At 65.6% G+C, this 14,428-nt stretch carries 18 protein-coding genes; 8 read left to right on the top strand and 10 right to left on the bottom strand.

Features of this window, described 5'->3' with window-relative positions; genetic code table 11:
* The first annotated feature begins 30 nt into the window (after positions 1 to 30).
* The 7 genes from O6P39_RS01860 to O6P39_RS01830 all read left to right on the top strand — a co-directional run bounded on the left by O6P39_RS01860 (position 31) and on the right by O6P39_RS01830 (position 4,711).
* Entirely contained in the window at positions 31 to 1,170 is a 1,140-nt protein-coding gene (locus O6P39_RS01860) for a homoserine O-acetyltransferase (RefSeq protein ID WP_275609789.1), read from the top strand.
* Between the two features lie 11 nt (positions 1,171 to 1,181).
* Positions 1,182 to 1,802: a methionine biosynthesis protein MetW gene (metW, locus tag O6P39_RS01855; RefSeq protein ID WP_275609788.1), complete on the top strand. Its 621-nt coding sequence runs from the start codon at positions 1,182 to 1,184 to the stop codon at positions 1,800 to 1,802.
* Between the two features lie 20 nt (positions 1,803 to 1,822).
* Entirely contained in the window at positions 1,823 to 2,245 is a 423-nt protein-coding gene (locus O6P39_RS01850) for a DUF4426 domain-containing protein (protein WP_275609787.1), read from the top strand.
* A complete protein-coding gene (gene rdgB / locus O6P39_RS01845) occupies positions 2,242 to 2,835 on the top strand; it encodes an RdgB/HAM1 family non-canonical purine NTP pyrophosphatase (RefSeq protein ID WP_275609786.1) in 594 nt (197 codons plus the stop codon). Before O6P39_RS01850 ends, rdgB begins: the two co-directional genes overlap by 4 nt.
* On the top strand, positions 2,832 to 4,019 hold the full coding sequence (gene hemW, locus O6P39_RS01840; protein WP_275609785.1) for a radical SAM family heme chaperone HemW: 1,188 nt from the start codon (positions 2,832 to 2,834) through the stop codon (positions 4,017 to 4,019). Before rdgB ends, hemW begins: the two co-directional genes overlap by 4 nt.
* A gap of 72 nt (positions 4,020 to 4,091) precedes the next feature.
* Complete coding sequence (locus O6P39_RS01835; RefSeq protein WP_207887084.1) at positions 4,092 to 4,415, top strand: DUF3392 domain-containing protein; 324 nt, start codon at positions 4,092 to 4,094, stop codon at positions 4,413 to 4,415.
* A 41-nt stretch (positions 4,416 to 4,456) separates the two neighbouring features.
* The gene (locus O6P39_RS01830; RefSeq protein WP_275609784.1) at positions 4,457 to 4,711 is read left to right on the top strand and encodes a hypothetical protein; all 255 of its coding nucleotides are present in this window, start codon (positions 4,457 to 4,459) and stop codon (positions 4,709 to 4,711) included.
* A 173-nt stretch (positions 4,712 to 4,884) separates the two neighbouring features.
* On the opposite strand, the gene O6P39_RS01825 is transcribed toward O6P39_RS01830, so the two are convergent.
* The 5 genes from O6P39_RS01825 to O6P39_RS01805 form a co-directional block, all read right to left on the bottom strand.
* The gene (locus O6P39_RS01825) at positions 4,885 to 6,231 is read right to left on the bottom strand and encodes a DUF1329 domain-containing protein (RefSeq protein ID WP_275609783.1); all 1,347 of its coding nucleotides are present in this window, start codon (positions 6,229 to 6,231) and stop codon (positions 4,885 to 4,887) included.
* A 164-nt stretch (positions 6,232 to 6,395) separates the two neighbouring features.
* A complete protein-coding gene (gene trmB / locus O6P39_RS01820; protein ID WP_275611867.1) occupies positions 6,396 to 7,067 on the bottom strand; it encodes a tRNA (guanosine(46)-N7)-methyltransferase TrmB in 672 nt (223 codons plus the stop codon).
* A gap of 123 nt (positions 7,068 to 7,190) precedes the next feature.
* Positions 7,191 to 7,997 carry a thiazole synthase gene (locus O6P39_RS01815; RefSeq protein ID WP_152219462.1) on the bottom strand — a complete coding sequence of 269 codons (807 nt, stop codon included), beginning with the start codon at positions 7,995 to 7,997 and terminating at the stop codon, positions 7,191 to 7,193.
* A 60-nt stretch (positions 7,998 to 8,057) separates the two neighbouring features.
* Entirely contained in the window at positions 8,058 to 8,258 is a 201-nt protein-coding gene (thiS, locus tag O6P39_RS01810; RefSeq protein ID WP_275609782.1) for a sulfur carrier protein ThiS, read from the bottom strand.
* 100 nt (positions 8,259 to 8,358) lie between these two features.
* On the bottom strand, positions 8,359 to 8,727 hold the full coding sequence (locus O6P39_RS01805; protein WP_275609781.1) for a DUF423 domain-containing protein: 369 nt from the start codon (positions 8,725 to 8,727) through the stop codon (positions 8,359 to 8,361).
* 81 nt (positions 8,728 to 8,808) lie between these two features.
* Between O6P39_RS01805 and mtgA the strand changes: the two genes are divergently transcribed.
* The gene (gene mtgA, locus O6P39_RS01800) at positions 8,809 to 9,498 is read left to right on the top strand and encodes a monofunctional biosynthetic peptidoglycan transglycosylase (protein WP_275609780.1); all 690 of its coding nucleotides are present in this window, start codon (positions 8,809 to 8,811) and stop codon (positions 9,496 to 9,498) included.
* A gap of 34 nt (positions 9,499 to 9,532) precedes the next feature.
* Here mtgA and O6P39_RS01795 read toward each other — a convergent pair whose 3' ends face one another.
* The 5 genes from O6P39_RS01795 to ftsY form a co-directional block, all read right to left on the bottom strand.
* A complete protein-coding gene (locus tag O6P39_RS01795; RefSeq protein WP_275609779.1) occupies positions 9,533 to 10,147 on the bottom strand; it encodes a hypothetical protein in 615 nt (204 codons plus the stop codon).
* Between the two features lie 80 nt (positions 10,148 to 10,227).
* Positions 10,228 to 11,082, bottom strand: a complete 855-nt coding sequence (rpoH, locus tag O6P39_RS01790) for an RNA polymerase sigma factor RpoH (RefSeq protein ID WP_207887093.1) — start codon at positions 11,080 to 11,082, stop codon at positions 10,228 to 10,230.
* A 110-nt stretch (positions 11,083 to 11,192) separates the two neighbouring features.
* Entirely contained in the window at positions 11,193 to 12,203 is a 1,011-nt protein-coding gene (gene ftsX / locus O6P39_RS01785) for a permease-like cell division protein FtsX (RefSeq protein ID WP_275609778.1), read from the bottom strand.
* Positions 12,203 to 12,874, bottom strand: coding sequence for a cell division ATP-binding protein FtsE (gene ftsE, locus O6P39_RS01780; protein ID WP_275609777.1), 672 nt, complete (start codon positions 12,872 to 12,874; stop codon positions 12,203 to 12,205). The genes ftsX and ftsE overlap by 1 nt, the downstream gene beginning before the upstream one ends.
* Positions 12,871 to 14,295 (bottom strand): signal recognition particle-docking protein FtsY, encoded by a 1,425-nt coding sequence (gene ftsY, locus O6P39_RS01775; protein WP_275609776.1) that lies wholly within the window; start codon positions 14,293 to 14,295, stop codon positions 12,871 to 12,873. The genes ftsE and ftsY overlap by 4 nt, the downstream gene beginning before the upstream one ends.
* Positions 14,296 to 14,428 lie beyond the last annotated feature (133 nt).

Genomic DNA, 14,428 nt, shown 5'->3' with positions numbered 1-14,428 from the left:
GCTCTCCTTTTTTATTCATGAGCTGGGTCGATGCCAACAGTCTTCCCCGAAGATTCCGTCGGTCTGGTCTCCCCCCAGACGTTGCAGTTCAATGAGCCGCTGCCCCTGGCCTGCGGCAAGACGCTGCCCGAATACCAGCTGGTGATCGAGACCTACGGCGAGCTGAACGCCACGGCGAGCAACGCCGTGCTGATCTGCCACGCGCTGTCCGGCCACCACCACGCCGCCGGCTACCACAGCAGCGAAGACCGCAAGCCCGGCTGGTGGGACAGCTGCATCGGCCCCGGCAAGCCCATCGACACCCGCAAGTTCTTCGTCGTCGCGCTGAACAACCTGGGCGGCTGCAACGGCTCCACCGGGCCGACCAGCCTCAATCCGGCCACCGGCAAGGTCTATGGCGCCGACTTCCCGGTGGTCACCGTGGAAGACTGGGTACACAGCCAGGCGCGCCTGGCCGACCGCCTGGGCATCGACCAGTGGGCGGCGGTGATCGGTGGCAGCCTGGGCGGCATGCAGGCCCTGCAATGGACCATCAGCTACCCCGAGCGCGTGCGTCACTGCTTGTGCATCGCCAGCGCGCCCAAGCTGTCGGCGCAGAACATCGCCTTCAACGAAGTGGCACGCCAGGCGATCCTCTCGGACCCCGAGTTCTTCGGCGGCCATTTCCAGGAGCATGACGCGATCCCCCGCCGCGGCCTGAGCCTGGCGCGAATGGTCGGGCACATCACCTACCTCTCCGATGACGCCATGGGCGCCAAGTTCGGCCGCGACATGAAGTCGGAGAAGCTCAACTACGACCTGCACAGCGTCGAGTTCCAGGTGGAAAGCTACCTGCGCTACCAGGGCGAGGAATTTTCCACCCGCTTCGACGCCAACACCTACCTGCTGATGACCAAGGCGCTGGACTACTTCGACCCCGCCGCCGCCCATGGCGACGACCTGGCGCGAACCCTGGCCGGAGTGAAAGCGGACTTCTGCCTGATGTCCTTCACCACCGACTGGCGCTTCTCCCCGGCGCGCTCGCGGGAAATCGTCGACGCCCTGCTGGCGGCGAAGAAGAACGTCAGCTACCTGGAAATCGACGCACCGCAAGGCCACGACGCCTTCCTGATGCCGATTCCCCGCTATCTGCAAGCCTTCAGCGGTTACATGAACCGCATCAGCGTATAAGAAGGAACGCCATGCGCGCCGACCTGGACATCATCCAAGACTGGATCCCCGCCGGCAGCCGGGTACTCGACCTGGGCTGCGGCGATGGCGAATTGCTCGCCTGGCTGCGTGACCACAAGCAGGTCAGCGGCTACGGGCTGGAAATTGACGCCGAAAAGATCGCCAAATGCATCGAGCGTGGCGTCAACGTCATCGAACAGGACCTGGACAAGGGCCTGGACAACTTCGGTAGCAACAGCTTCGACGTGGTCGTGATGACCCAGTCCCTGCAAGCCCTGCGCTACCCGGACAAGGTGCTGACGGAAATGCTGCGGGTGGGCAAGACCTGCATCATCACCTTCCCCAACTTCGGCCACTGGCGCTGCCGCTGGTACCTCGCGCGCAACGGTCGCATGCCGGTGTCGGACTTCCTTCCGTACACTTGGTACAACACGCCGAACATTCACTTCTGCACCTTCCGCGACTTCGAGGCCCTGTGCCGGCAGTTGCAGGTGAAGGTTCTCGACCATCTGGCGGTGGACCGCGAGCACCAGCATGGCTGGGCCTCGCGAATCTGGCCTAATCTGTTGGGTGAGATCGGTATCTACCGGGTCAGTGGCCCTGGCGTGCAGGACCATCGCATCGCCATCTGATCGCCCCCAGGAGAACTATCATGCGCCGCCTGCTTACCTTCATCGCCTGCCTGGTCTTGGCCCTGCCCGCCGTCGCCGAGCAGGTCAAACGCCTGGGTGACCTCCAGGTCCACTACAGCGTGTTTAACTCCAGCTTCCTCCAGCCCAAGGTCGCTCAGGCCGTGGGCGTGGTGCGCAGCAAGACCCAGGGCGTGGTCAACATCGTGCCGCTGGACACCAACGGCAAGCCGGCCAACGCCACGGTCGCCGGCAGTGCCAAGAACCTGATGGGCCAGGAAATCCCCCTGACCTTCAAGCGCGTGGTCGAGGAAGGCGCCGTCTACAACCTGGCGCAGTTCCCCATCGAAGGCCGCGAGACCCTGACCTTCACCATCCAGGTCCAGTCCGGAGGCGGAGCTCCGCAGAGCTTCGACTTCATGCAGGAAATCTTCCCCGACGAATGATCAAGCTCGAACAACTGGTGCTGGCCAGTCACAACGCCGGCAAACTCAAGGAACTCCAGGCCATGCTCGGCGCCCACGTGAAGGTGCGCTCGATCGGCGAGTTCAGTGATGTGGAACCGGAAGAAACCGGTCTTTCCTTCGTCGAGAACGCCATCCTCAAGGCCCGCAACGCCGCACGCATCTCCGGCCTGCCGGCACTGGCCGACGACTCGGGCCTGGCGGTGGACTACCTCGGCGGCGCGCCGGGCATCTATTCCGCCCGCTATGCCGACGGCAAGGGGGACGCGGCGAACAACGCCAAGCTGCTGGACGCCCTCAAGGACGTGCCGGACGAGGAGCGCGGCGCCCAGTTCGTCAGCGTGCTGGCCCTGGTCCGCCACGCCGACGACCCGCTGCCCATCCTCTGCGAAGGCCTCTGGCACGGCAGCATCCTGCGCGAAGCCCGCGGCGAGCACGGCTTCGGCTATGACCCGCTGTTCTGGGTGCCAGAAACCGAATGCTCCAGCGCCGAACTGCCGCCAGAGCAGAAGAACCAGCTCAGCCACCGCGCCCGCGCGATGGCCCTGCTGAAGCAGCGGCTGGGTCTATGAGCCAGGCAGGAAGCCACGGGCTCGACGCCGGGCCGGTGGTTTCCGGCTTCCGCCTGCCGCCGCTGTCCGCGTACGTGCACATCCCCTGGTGCGTGCGCAAATGCCCCTACTGCGACTTCAACTCCCACGCCGCCGGCCCCGAACTGCCGGAAGACGCCTACGTCGAAGCGCTGCTGGCCGACCTGGCCGCTGACGGCGCGCACGTGCACGGCCGCAAGCTGACCTCGATCTTCTTCGGAGGCGGCACGCCGAGCCTGTTCTCCGCCAGCGCATTGGGGCGCATCCTCGAAGGCCTGGAAAAGCAGGTCGGTTTCGAGAGCGATATCGAAATCACCCTGGAAGCCAACCCCGGCACCTTCGAGCAGGCCAAGTTCGCCGATTACCGCAAGCTCGGCATCAACCGCCTGTCCATCGGCGTGCAGAGCTTCCAGGCCGAAAAGCTCAAGGCATTGGGCCGCATCCATGACGGCGAGGAAGCCGTGCGCGCCGCCGAAATGGCCCGCCGCGCTGGCTTCGACAACTTCAACCTGGACCTGATGCACGGCCTGCCGGAGCAGAGCGTCGCCGATGCGCTGAGCGATCTGCAGCAGGCCATCGCCCTGGCACCGACGCACCTGTCCTGGTACCAGCTGACAATGGAACCGAACACGGTGTTCTGGAGCCAGCCGCCGGAGTTGCCTGAGGACGACCAGCTGTGGGAAATCCAGGAAGCCGGCCAGGCCCTGCTCGCGCAGGCGGGCTACCTGCAGTACGAAACCTCCGCCTACGCCCGTGACGGCAAGCGCGCGCGGCACAACCTGAACTACTGGACCTTCGGCGACTTCCTCGGCATCGGCGCCGGCGCCCATGCCAAGCTGAGCACGCCGGAGGGGCGCATCCTGCGCACCTGGAAGACCCGCCTGCCGAAGGACTACCTGAACCCGGAGAAGCCCTTCCAGGCCGGCGAACGTGACCTGGAAGCGGACGACCTGCCCTTCGAGTTCATGATGAACGCGCTGCGCCTGACCGACGGCGTCTCCGCGGCGACCTTCACCGAGCGCACCGGCCTGCCATTGGCCGCCATCGACGAAGCCTGCCGGCAGGCACGCAAGGACGGCCTGCTGGTCGACGACCCGCAGCGCCTGGCCCCGACCGAACGCGGCCAGCTATTCCTCAACGACCTGCTGCAGCGTTTCCTGCCTTGAGAAGCGGCCGGGCGACGTCATCGTTGCCCGCCGTGTACACTCCCCGGCGACTCTCGATCCCAAGGAGCCCCAATGGACTTCGCGCTCGACCTGATTGCCAACGTCTCCCGCTGGTGCCGTGGCCATTTGTCCGATATCGCCCTGGCGATCATGGCCACCGTGCTGGTGCTGTTCGGCCCGGCCATCAATGCGTGGATACAGCAACGCATCGGCAGCCTGAACTTCGTCTTCCGCACCCTGCTGTTCGTGCTGATCTGCGCCGTGGGCTACGGCCTGGCGATGGTCTTCGTCACCCCGTGGCTGGCCAAGGGGCTGGGTTACTTCAACAACTACACCCTGGCGCCGATCCTGCTGCTAGTGTTCTTCGTGATTGGCATGATCGCCGACCGCAGCTGACCTGCGTGCTTCCGGCGGTTGGCCCCACCGCCGGAGGACACATGAAACCGATCAAGCACCTCTACCTGCACTTCACCGACGGCCAGCGCCTGGCGCTGCGCTTCCCGCAACAGAGCGACGACCCCGCCGAAGTGGCCCGCGGCATCCGCAAGCAGATGGAATCGCCAGCCATCAGCATCGAAGTGGATGGTGACCTGCTGATCATTCCGCGCACCAGCATCAAGTACCTGCAGATCAGCCCGGCGCCGATGCGCATGCCGGAGACCACGGTTCTTGGCGCCGAATTGATCGAGTAACGCGCGCTGAATGCTCTTTGTAGGAGCGAGCTTGCTCGCGAATGTGCCATCCGGCAGTACCGACGTTGAGGCGGTTCGCGAGCAAGGACTGGGCGTCCCCCTCGATCCTACAGGTTTGCCCACCCACGTCGCTCGGATAGACAAAGGCCGCCTTGCGGCGGCCTCTGCTGGACTCAGTTACCCTCGCGGCGCAGCGCCTGCGGGGTGAAGTCGCGCGGCCCCAGCGGAGCGTTGAAGTCGTACATCGGCTCGTTGTTGTCCAGGCCGTCGACGAAGTAGCGCGCGCCATCCAGGTCATACAGCGCCTCCAGGGTGCTGAGCACCGTGGGCACGTCGTAGTAGTTGATCGGGTGCACTTCCTGGGCGCGGATCAGCTTGCCGTCCTGGTTGTAGATATCCGTGGCAAGGATCTGCCAGCTGTCTTCATCCAGGTAGAAGCGGCGCTTGGCAAACGGATGGCTCATCCCCTTGCGCAGGGTCGCCTCGACCACCCAGACCCGGTGTGGCTCGTAGCGCAACAGCTCGGGGTTGAGGGTCTTGGTGCGCAGGATGTCGGCGTAGGGAATGCCCTTCTGGTGCACCGCGTAGCTGTTGTAGGGCACCAGCATCTCGCGCTTGCCCAGCAGCTGCCACTCGTAGTGGTCCGGCGCACCGTTGTAGACGTCCACGGTGTCGGCGGTAGCCAGGCCATTGGTGTCCGGCTGCAGGCTGTCGTAGGCCAGGCTCGGCAGACGGCGCACGCGGCGCTCGCCACGGTTGAAGCGCCAGGCCTTGCGAATCGACAGCACCTGGTCGAGGGTCTCCTGCACCACCAGTGCGGAGCCGGCCAGCTTGGCCGGGGCGACCACGTTGTACTTGTAGTAGAACAGGGTGTTGTTCAAGTCCTGGGGGGTCATGCCCTCGCGGCCGTAGTTGAAGTACACGTAGCGGTCGAGCTTGAGCAGGTTGTAGCTGCCGTTGGCGAGCACGGCGGCCTGGTTGGTGACCATGTGAATCTGCTCGCCACGGTAACGCATGATGTGGTTCCAGATCGCTTCCAGGCCACTCTTCGGGATCGGAAACGGCACACCGGCGGCGGCGCCCTGCACACCATTGCCGTCGGCGATCAGCTCGGCGTTCTCGGCGTTGAAGCGGGTGGCGTCATAAATGCGCTGGGGCAAGGATGCGCTGCGGCGGCTAGGGAAAACGCGCAGGTAGTAATCCGGGTTCTCCTGCAGCAGCGCCTGGGTGCCCGGGGTGAGCAGCGCCTGGTACTGCGCCAGATTCTTGCTGTCGACCTTGTACTGCACGGCATCGCCGGCATAGGGATCGATATGGTGGGCGCCGGGCTGGTAACCCGCCGGCGGCGCGGTGATGCCACCCGTCCAGGCCGGGATGGTGCCGCTGGCGTTGCCGGCCTTCTCCGCCCCCATCGGCGTCAGGTCGCGGCCCAGTCGCGCCGCCTCGGCAGCATCGACTTTCGCCTGCGTCGGCAGGGCCCACACCCCTGCCACCAGCAGTACAGCAAGTTTCTTCAACACAGCAGACTCCTTTGCGACGGACTCCTGTCCGCCACTCTTATTTTCGTCCGCGGCGGGCGCCGCTTCTGTCAGGAGGTGAGGGTGGCCTTCCCGGCCGCCGGGTGGTCCCGGTCTAGTCGATGTTCATCCATGAAAAAGGCCTGCATGGCAGGCCTTCGGGTGGTTCAGTCGACGCGCTCGAACTTGAGGTCCCAGACGCCATGCCCGAGGCGTTCGCCGCGGCGCTCGAACTTGGTCACCGGCCGCTCGTCCGGGCGCGGTACATAGGTATTATCCGCCGAAAGGTTGCGGTAGCCGGGTGCGGCATTCATCACTTCCAGCATGTGCTCGGCATAGTTTTCCCAGTCGGTGGCCATGTGCAGCACGCCACCCACCTTCAGCTTCTGCCGCACCAGTTCCGCCCAGGCCGGCTGGACGATACGGCGCTTGTGGTGACGCGATTTGTGCCACGGATCGGGGAAGAACAGCAGCACGCGGTCGAGACTGGCATCGGCCACGCAATCGCGCAGCACTTCCAGTGCGTCGCAGCTGTAGACGCGGATGTTGGTCAGGTTCTGCGTGAGCATGCCGTTGAGCAATGCGCCCACGCCCGGACGGTGCACTTCCACGCCGATGAAGTCCTGGTCCGGCGCGGCGGCGGCCATTTCCAGGGTGGCGTGGCCCATGCCGAAACCGATCTCGAAGGTGCGCAGCGCCTGGCGCCCGAACACCTGGTCGAAGTCCCGCAGGCCGTCGGCCAGCTCCAGACCGTACTTCGGCCAGCCCTGCTCGAGGCCACGCTGCTGACCCTCGGTCATGCGCCCGGCGCGCATCACGAAGCTCTTGATGGTGCGCATCGGCCGGTTATCGCCGTCGGGCAGGATTTCGGGAGTATCACTCATGACTCGAACCTTGCGGGTAAATGCACACGCGGGCCGGTTACCAGAGGCAAACCGGCCCGCGCGCTGGGGTGGAAATACTTAGTTGATGAGGCCGGTCATCGGCGACGACGCGCTCGCATACAGCTTGCGCGGCATGCGGCCGGCCAGGTAGGCCAAGCGGCCAGCGACGATGGCGTGCTTCATGGCCTCGGCCATCATCACCGGGTTCTGCGCGTGGGCGATGGCGGTGTTCATCAGCACGGCCTCGCAGCCCAGCTCCATGGCGATGGTGGCGTCGGAGGCGGTGCCCACGCCCGCATCCACCAGCACCGGGACGGTGGCTTCCTCGAGGATGATGCGCAGGTTGTACGGGTTGCAGATGCCCAGGCCCGAGCCGATCAGGCCGGCCAGCGGCATCACCGCGATGCAGCCGATCTCGGCCAGCTGGCGGGCGATGATCGGGTCGTCGCTGGTGTACACCATGACGTCGAAGCCGTCCTTGACCAGCACTTCGGCGGCCTTGAGGGTCTCGACGACGTTGGGGAAGAGGGTCTTCTGGTCGGCCAGGACTTCCAGCTTGACCAGATTGTGGCCATCCAGCAGCTCGCGAGCCAGGCGGCAGGTGCGCACGGCCTCGACGGCGTCGTAGCAGCCGGCGGTGTTCGGCAGGATGGTGTAGCGATCCGGCGGGATCACATCCAGCAGGTTGGGCTCGCCTGGGTTCTGGCCGATATTGGTGCGACGCACGGCGACGGTGACGATCTCGGCACCCGAGGCCTCGATGGCCACGCGGGTCTCTTCGAGGTCCTTGTACTTGCCGGTGCCGACCAGCAGGCGCGAATTGTAGGTGCGGCCAGCCAGGGTGAAGGGCTTGTCGACCGGCAGGGTGGAGGAAGCTTGGCTCATCGGATCACTCCTCAGGAATTGGGAAAGCTTTGCGGGGCCTGAAAGATGTGGCGGCGGACTCTAGCCGCCGCCGATGGCATGCACCACTTCCACCTGGTCGCCTTCGCTCAGGGCGGTGGCGGCGTGCTGGCTGCGCGGCACGATGTCCAGATTGAGCTCGACCGCGACACGCTTGCCGGTGAGGTCGAGACGCTCGAGCAGGTTGGCGACGGTCTGGCCGTCGGGCAGCTCGAAAGATTCGCCGTTCAACAAAATACGCATGGGCGGGACGGTCATTGCTGGAGGGGGTCGGCATTCTAGCCCGATCGCGCCCGATGACCAAGGCATCGGGCGTCGCAGCTCCGTTTTTCTGACGTCCGGGTCAGCCCAGGCGCGCGGCCGCGGCCAGCAGCAGCGACCAGCCGATGAGGAAGAACAGGCCGCCGATCGGCGTGACGATACCCACACTCAAGCCCGCCAGGGTCAGCAGGTAAAGGCTGCCGGAAAACAGCAGGATACCGGCGACGAAGGCCCAGCCAGCCCATTTCACCAGCGCGCCGCCGACCTGCACCGAGAGCAGCGCCACGCCCAGCAGGGCCAGGGCGTGCAGCATCTGGTAGTGAACGCCGGTCTGGAACACCGCCAGGTACTCCGGCGTCAGGCGACTTTTCAGGCCGTGGGCGGCAAAAGCACCAAGGGCCACGCCGGTGAAGCCAAAAAAGGCGGCAAGCATGAGGAAGATGCGCAGCATGCGAAAGCTCCAGGCAGATGAGTGCCGCTATAATGGCCCGCTCATCCGTCCCGGCAAAGCCAAAACGGTAATAGACCCTAAATGCCCAAGCTGCTCCGCCGCCTGCTCAAGATTGCGCTCTGGTTCGTCGCCATCAGCGTGGCGCTGGTCATCGTCCTGCGCTGGGTGCCGCCACCGGGCAGCATGCTGATGGTGGAACGCAAGATCGAGTCCTGGTTCGACGGCGAACCGATCGACCTGCAGCGCAGTTGGCGCTCCTGGGACGAACTGCCGGAAGACCTGAAGATCGCGGTAATTGCCGGCGAGGACCAGAAATTCGCCGACCACCATGGCTTCGACCTGCCGGCGATCCAGCAGGCACTGGCCCATAACGGGCACGGCGGCAGCGTGCGGGGTGCCAGCACCATCAGCCAGCAGGTGGCGAAGAACGTCTTCCTCTGGTCCGGACGCAGTTGGATTCGCAAGGGTTTCGAGGCCTGGTTCACCCTGCTGATCGAGACCTTCTGGCCCAAGCAGCGGATTCTCGAGGTTTACCTGAACAGCGTGGAGTGGGACTCCGGGGTGTTCGGCGCCCAGGCCGCCGCGCGCCATCACTTCGGCGTCGACGCCCAGCGGCTGTCACGCCAGCAGGCGAGCCTGCTGGCCGCCGTGCTCCCCAACCCGCGCAAATGGAGCGCCAGCCACCCCGGCGCCTACGTGCGCCAGCGCGCCGCCTGGATTCGCCAGCAGATGTGGCAACTGGGCGGTGACGACTACCTCGGCCGACTGTAAACCCTTCCAGCGCCGGACGGTCTTGTCCAGCGACTCAATGCGGCCGGGTCTTCTCGAAGGTGCTGCGCGGCACCACACGCAGCCATTGCAGCAGGCCATCCTTGTGCAGCAAGGTCAGACCCCGTTCGGGGTAGACCCAGGCTTCGCCGGCATCGGTCTGCAGGCGCAGTTTGGGATCGCCCAGACTGACCGCCAGGCGTCCGACGGCCAGTTCTTCCTGCGGCGCCAGCGCCAGTTCCGCCACCGGCTTGCTTTCCAGCTGACGCATCAGCTCGGTGCTTAACGGCTGGTCCTTGCTGTCGGGTTGCATGCCGGTGGCCTTGGCCAGGCTGTCATGTTCGCCAGGGCTCAGCTGCAACTCCGCCTCGACGTGCCAGAGCCCTTCGTCGGCATGCAACTGGCCGCGATAGTTCAGTTGCGGCCCGTCCTGGCTGGCGGTCAGCCAGAGCTCGCCCGGCAGCAGCGCCTGGACCTCGCCCAGGGTCAGGCGACCATCGGCCAGCGGCGCGAACACCTTCTCCTTCCACTCGCCGAACCAATGCGGCGGCTTGGGTGGCGCCGAGGTGCGCGCGACCCACGAGCCCAGGGCGAAGGCCAGCACGGCGATGACCAGGAAGAACATCCCGTAGGCGGGGCGAATGCGCGGCATGGAGTTCTCCGGTTGCGCGGGCAGAAAAAAACCGCACCAGGGGTGCGGTTCTCGGACTCGCCGGGGCGCGCCGAAACCCGTCAGGCTTCGATGCGACCCTTGAGTTTGTTCATCGCGTTCTTTTCCAACTGCCGGATGCGCTCGGCGGACACGTTGTACTTGGCCGCCAGGTCGTGCAGCGTCGCCTTCTCCTCGGCCAGCCAACGCTGGTAGAGGATGTCGCGACTGCGTTCGTCCAGGCCTTCCAGCGCCTCGTGCAGGCTGGCGGTGGAGCTATCGCTCCAGTCCGCTTCCTCCAGCTGGCGCGCCGGGTCGTAGCGATGGTCTTCCAGGTAATGCGCCGGAGACTGGTAGGCACTTTCGTCGTCGGCATCGGCCGCCGGGTCGAAGGCCATGTCCTGCCCGGTGAGACGGCTTTCCATCTCGCGGACTTCGCGGGCTTCGACGCCCAGGCTTTCGGCGACGCTGTTCACTTCGTCGTTGCTCAGCCAGGCCAGACGCTTCTTCTGGCTGCGCAGGTTGAAGAACAGCTTGCGCTGCGCCTTGGTGGTCGCGACTTTCACGATCCGCCAGTTACGCAGGATGAACTCATGGATTTCCGCCTTGATCCAATGGACGGCGAACGACACCAGGCGCACACCCATTTCCGGGTTGAAGCGCTTCACGGCCTTCATCAGGCCGACGTTGCCTTCCTGGATCAGATCGGCCTGAGCCAGGCCGTACCCGGAATAACTCCGGGCGATGTGCACGACGAAGCGCAGGTGCGCCAGAACCATTTGCCGTGCCGCTTCCAGATCTTGCTGATAGAAGAGGCGTTCGGCCAGTTCGCGCTCCTGCTCCGGCGACAACAGCGGAATGCTGTTCACCGAGTGCACATAGGATTCCAGGTTTGCACCGGGAACCAGGGCATAAACAGGTTGCAGAGAAGTGGTCATGCGAATCCTCCGATTCACGAAACTCGCGCAGTGTAGCACTGCGAAATCTGACTGCAAGCGGGTGTAAAAGTTCCTTTACACCCACTTAACCCCAGCAAAATCAGGGGGTTTCAGCGGGGCGCCAGCTCGCGCAGGTGCCGCGCCACGGCCAGCCAGGCGCCGATCCAGCCCAGCAGCACGGCGCCGACGGTGAGCGACAGGCCATCGTCCACCGGCACCCCGGCCAGGCCGAAGTCGCTGCCGTAGAGCCCGGCCAGGTTGACCACCGCGTCGTTCAGCCAGTTCAGGCCGAAGGCCAGCAGCGCCCAGGACAGGATGCCCGCGCCCAGGCCGTACAAGGCGCCCATATAGAGGAAGGGGCGGCGCACGTAACCGTCCGTCCCGCCGACCAGCTTGATCACCTCGATTTCGTTACGGCGGTTTTCAATGTGCAGGCGGATGGTGTTGCCGATGACCAGGAGCAGGGTCAGCACCAGCAGGATCGTCAGGCCGAAGACGAAGCGGTCGCCCAGCTTGAGGATCGCCGACAGGCGCTCGACCCAGACCAGGTCCAGCTGCGCCTGTTGTACGCCCGGCAGTTCGGACAGGCGTTGACGCAAGGCATCCAGCTGGGCCTTGTCGATCTGCTTGGGAGTCACCGAAATCACCGCCGGCAGCGGGTTGTCGGGTAGCTCCTTCAGAGCTTCCCCCAGGCCGGACTGTTCCTGCAGCTCTTTCAGCGCATCGTCGCGGCTGATCAGTTGCGCCTCGATCACGTCGGGCATTTTCTCGATCTGTTCGCGCAGGTCCTGGCCCTGGCTGTCAGTGGCCTTCAGGTCGAGGAACAGGGAAATCTGCGCGGCGCGCTGCCAGGAGCCGCCCAGGCGCTCGACGTTGCCCAGCAGCAGCGACAGGCCCATGGGCAGGCTGAGGGTAATGCCCATCACCAGGCAGGTGAAGAAACTGCCGAAGGGATGGCTGAACAGACGGTGCAGGCTGTCGGCCAGGCTGGCGCGGTGGTTTTCCACATAGGCGGCCAGCGAGGCGCTCTGGTCCTGGTTCTCGTGCTCGTCCGGGCGCTCGCGGGTGTTGCGCTGCGGCGTGCCCTCTTCCGGGCCGTGGGGCAGGTCGTTGGCGCTCATCAGGCGGTCTCCTCGCGGTCGGCGATGATGCGGCCGCGCTGCAGGGTGATCATCCGGTGACGCATCCGCGCGATCAGCGCCAGGTCGTGGCTGGCGATCAGCACGGTGGTGCCCAGGCGATTGATGTCTTCGAATACGGCCATGATTTCCGAGGCCAGGCGCGGGTCGAGGTTGCCGGTCGGCTCGTCGGCGAGCAGCAGGGCCGGGCGGTGCACCACCGCGCGGGCGATGCCGACGCGCTGCTGCTGACCGGTGGAGAGGTCGGACGGCAGGTCCTGGGCCTTCTCCTTGAGATTTACCCGTTCCAGCGCCTCTTCCACGCGGCGGGCGATCTCCGGCTTGGGCAGGCCGAGGATCTGCATCGGCAGGGCGACGTTGTCGAACACGCTGCGGTCGTTGAGCAGCTGGTGGTTCTGGAACACCACGCCGATCTGCCGGCGGAGGAACGGAATCTGCGCGGTGGAGATGCGCGACACGTCCTGCCCGCCGAGCAGCAGCTTGCCGGAGGTGGGCCGCTCCATCGCCAGGATCAGGCGCAGCAGGGTGCTCTTGCCCGCGCCGGAGTGGCCGGTGACGAACATGATCTCGCCGCGGGGCACGCGGAACGAAATCTCGTGCAGGCCAACATGGCCGTTGGGATAGCGTTTGCCAACCTGCTCGAAACGGATCATGCGATCTCCCGGGTCTCGAAGAGTGCGCGGACGAAGGCGTCGGCCTCGAAGGTTCGAAGATCGTCGATCCCCTCGCCGACGCCGATGTAGCGGATCGGCAGGCCGAACTGCTTGGCCAGGGCGAAGATCACCCCGCCCTTGGCGGTGCCGTCCAGTTTGGTCAGGGCGAGGCCCGTGAGTTCCACTGCGTTGTTGAACTGCTTGGCCTGGTTGATGGCGTTCTGCCCGGTGCCGGCGTCGAGCACCAGCAGGACTTCGTGGGGAGCCGTCTCGTCCAGCTTGCCGATCACGCGGCGCACCTTCTTCAGCTCTTCCATCAGGTTGTCCTTGGTGTGCAGGCGACCGGCGGTATCGGCGATCAGCACGTCAATGCCACGGGCCTTGGCGGCCTGCACGGCGTCGAAGATCACCGAGGCGGAATCGGCGCCGGTGTGCTGGGCGATCACCGCGATGTTGTTGCGCTCGCCCCACACCTGCAGTTGCTCAACGGCAGCGGCACGGAAGGTATCGCCGGCGGCCAGCATGACCTTCTTGCCTTCCAGCTGCAGCTTCTTAGCCAGCTTGCCGATGGTGGTGGTCTTGCCGACGCCGTTCACGCCGACGACCAGGATCACATAGGGCTGCTTGCCGGACTCGATGGCCAGCGGCTGTTCCACGGGACGCAGCAGGCCGGTCAGTTCTTCCTGCAGGGCTTTGTACAGCGCCTCGCTGTCGGCCAGTTCCTTGCGCGCCACGCGCTTGGTCAGGTTCTGCACGATGGTGGTGGTGGCCTCGACGCCGACGTCGGCGGTCAGCAGGCGGGTTTCCAGTTCGTCCAGCAGGTCGTCGTCGATGGCCTTCTTGCCCAGGAACAGGCTGGCCATGCCCTCGCCGATGCTGGCGCTGGTCTTCGACAGGCCCTGCTTGAGGCGGGCGAAGAAGCCGAGCTTGGCCGGTTCGGCCGCGGCAGGCTTGGCTTGCGGTTCGGGTTCCGGCTGCGGGGCGGGCTCGGGCTCCGGCTGTGCGATCACGGCGGGAGCTTCAACCACGGCCACGGGCTCGGGCTGGGCGGGCGCGGCAACGGGCGCAGGCTCGACCGGCTGGACGGCCGGCTGCGGCGCCTCGGCAACGACCGGCTGCGGAGCGGGCTGCGGCTCCGGCTGCACCGGCGGCTCGACCGGCACGCTGGCCGGCACCACGTCGACTATCGGTTCGGGGGTCGGCTCAGGCGTCGGCTCGGCGCGCGGGGCTACCGGCTCGGCCTGGGCGGCAGGCGCCTGCTCGGGTGCGGGAACCGGTTCGGCGGCAACAGGCTGTTCAACCTGCGGCGCGACTTCGGCGGCGGGTTGTTCCTCGGCCTGCGGCTTCTTGCGCCACCAGCTGAACAGTCCTTTCTTTTCCCCGACGGGCGGGGCCTTCTTGTCGTCGTTGGAACCAAACATGTAGGGATCGAATCTCTAGGGGACGCCACGGAGGCAGGCAGCAAAAAAGCCTCGAAACAGCTTTGAGAAGCCCTGAACGTGGCCGCCCGGAAAACGGATGGGTATCCTAGCATCTCCTCGCCCGCCGGGGTTA

Source organism: Pseudomonas sp. PSE14 (genome assembly GCF_029203285.1).
Classification (GTDB): Bacteria; Pseudomonadota; Gammaproteobacteria; order Pseudomonadales; family Pseudomonadaceae; genus Pseudomonas.
This window is presented reverse-complemented; position numbering and strand designations above follow the sequence as displayed.

Excerpts from the sequence above, each read along its gene's own strand:
- hemW (WP_275609785.1), top strand. The coding sequence starts at position 2,832 with ATGAGCCAGGCAGGAAGCCACGGGCTCGACGCCGGGCCGGTGGTTTCC.
- O6P39_RS01830 (WP_275609784.1), top strand. The coding sequence starts at position 4,457 with ATGAAACCGATCAAGCACCTCTACCTGCACTTCACCGACGGCCAGCGC.
- rpoH (WP_207887093.1), bottom strand. The coding sequence starts at position 11,082 with ATGACCACTTCTCTGCAACCTGTTTATGCCCTGGTTCCCGGTGCAAAC.
- rdgB (WP_275609786.1), top strand. The coding sequence starts at position 2,242 with ATGATCAAGCTCGAACAACTGGTGCTGGCCAGTCACAACGCCGGCAAA.
- O6P39_RS01805 (WP_275609781.1), bottom strand. The coding sequence starts at position 8,727 with ATGCTGCGCATCTTCCTCATGCTTGCCGCCTTTTTTGGCTTCACCGGC.
- mtgA (WP_275609780.1), top strand. The coding sequence starts at position 8,809 with ATGCCCAAGCTGCTCCGCCGCCTGCTCAAGATTGCGCTCTGGTTCGTC.
- O6P39_RS01815 (WP_152219462.1), bottom strand. The coding sequence starts at position 7,997 with ATGAGCCAAGCTTCCTCCACCCTGCCGGTCGACAAGCCCTTCACCCTG.
- O6P39_RS01860 (WP_275609789.1), top strand. The coding sequence starts at position 31 with ATGCCAACAGTCTTCCCCGAAGATTCCGTCGGTCTGGTCTCCCCCCAG.
- metW (WP_275609788.1), top strand. The coding sequence starts at position 1,182 with ATGCGCGCCGACCTGGACATCATCCAAGACTGGATCCCCGCCGGCAGC.
- ftsY (WP_275609776.1), bottom strand. The coding sequence starts at position 14,295 with ATGTTTGGTTCCAACGACGACAAGAAGGCCCCGCCCGTCGGGGAAAAG.
- O6P39_RS01850 (WP_275609787.1), top strand. The coding sequence starts at position 1,823 with ATGCGCCGCCTGCTTACCTTCATCGCCTGCCTGGTCTTGGCCCTGCCC.
- ftsE (WP_275609777.1), bottom strand. The coding sequence starts at position 12,874 with ATGATCCGTTTCGAGCAGGTTGGCAAACGCTATCCCAACGGCCATGTT.
- thiS (WP_275609782.1), bottom strand. The coding sequence starts at position 8,258 with ATGCGTATTTTGTTGAACGGCGAATCTTTCGAGCTGCCCGACGGCCAG.
- trmB (WP_275611867.1), bottom strand. The coding sequence starts at position 7,067 with ATGCGCACCATCAAGAGCTTCGTGATGCGCGCCGGGCGCATGACCGAG.
- O6P39_RS01795 (WP_275609779.1), bottom strand. The coding sequence starts at position 10,147 with ATGCCGCGCATTCGCCCCGCCTACGGGATGTTCTTCCTGGTCATCGCC.
- ftsX (WP_275609778.1), bottom strand. The coding sequence starts at position 12,203 with ATGAGCGCCAACGACCTGCCCCACGGCCCGGAAGAGGGCACGCCGCAG.
- O6P39_RS01835 (WP_207887084.1), top strand. The coding sequence starts at position 4,092 with ATGGACTTCGCGCTCGACCTGATTGCCAACGTCTCCCGCTGGTGCCGT.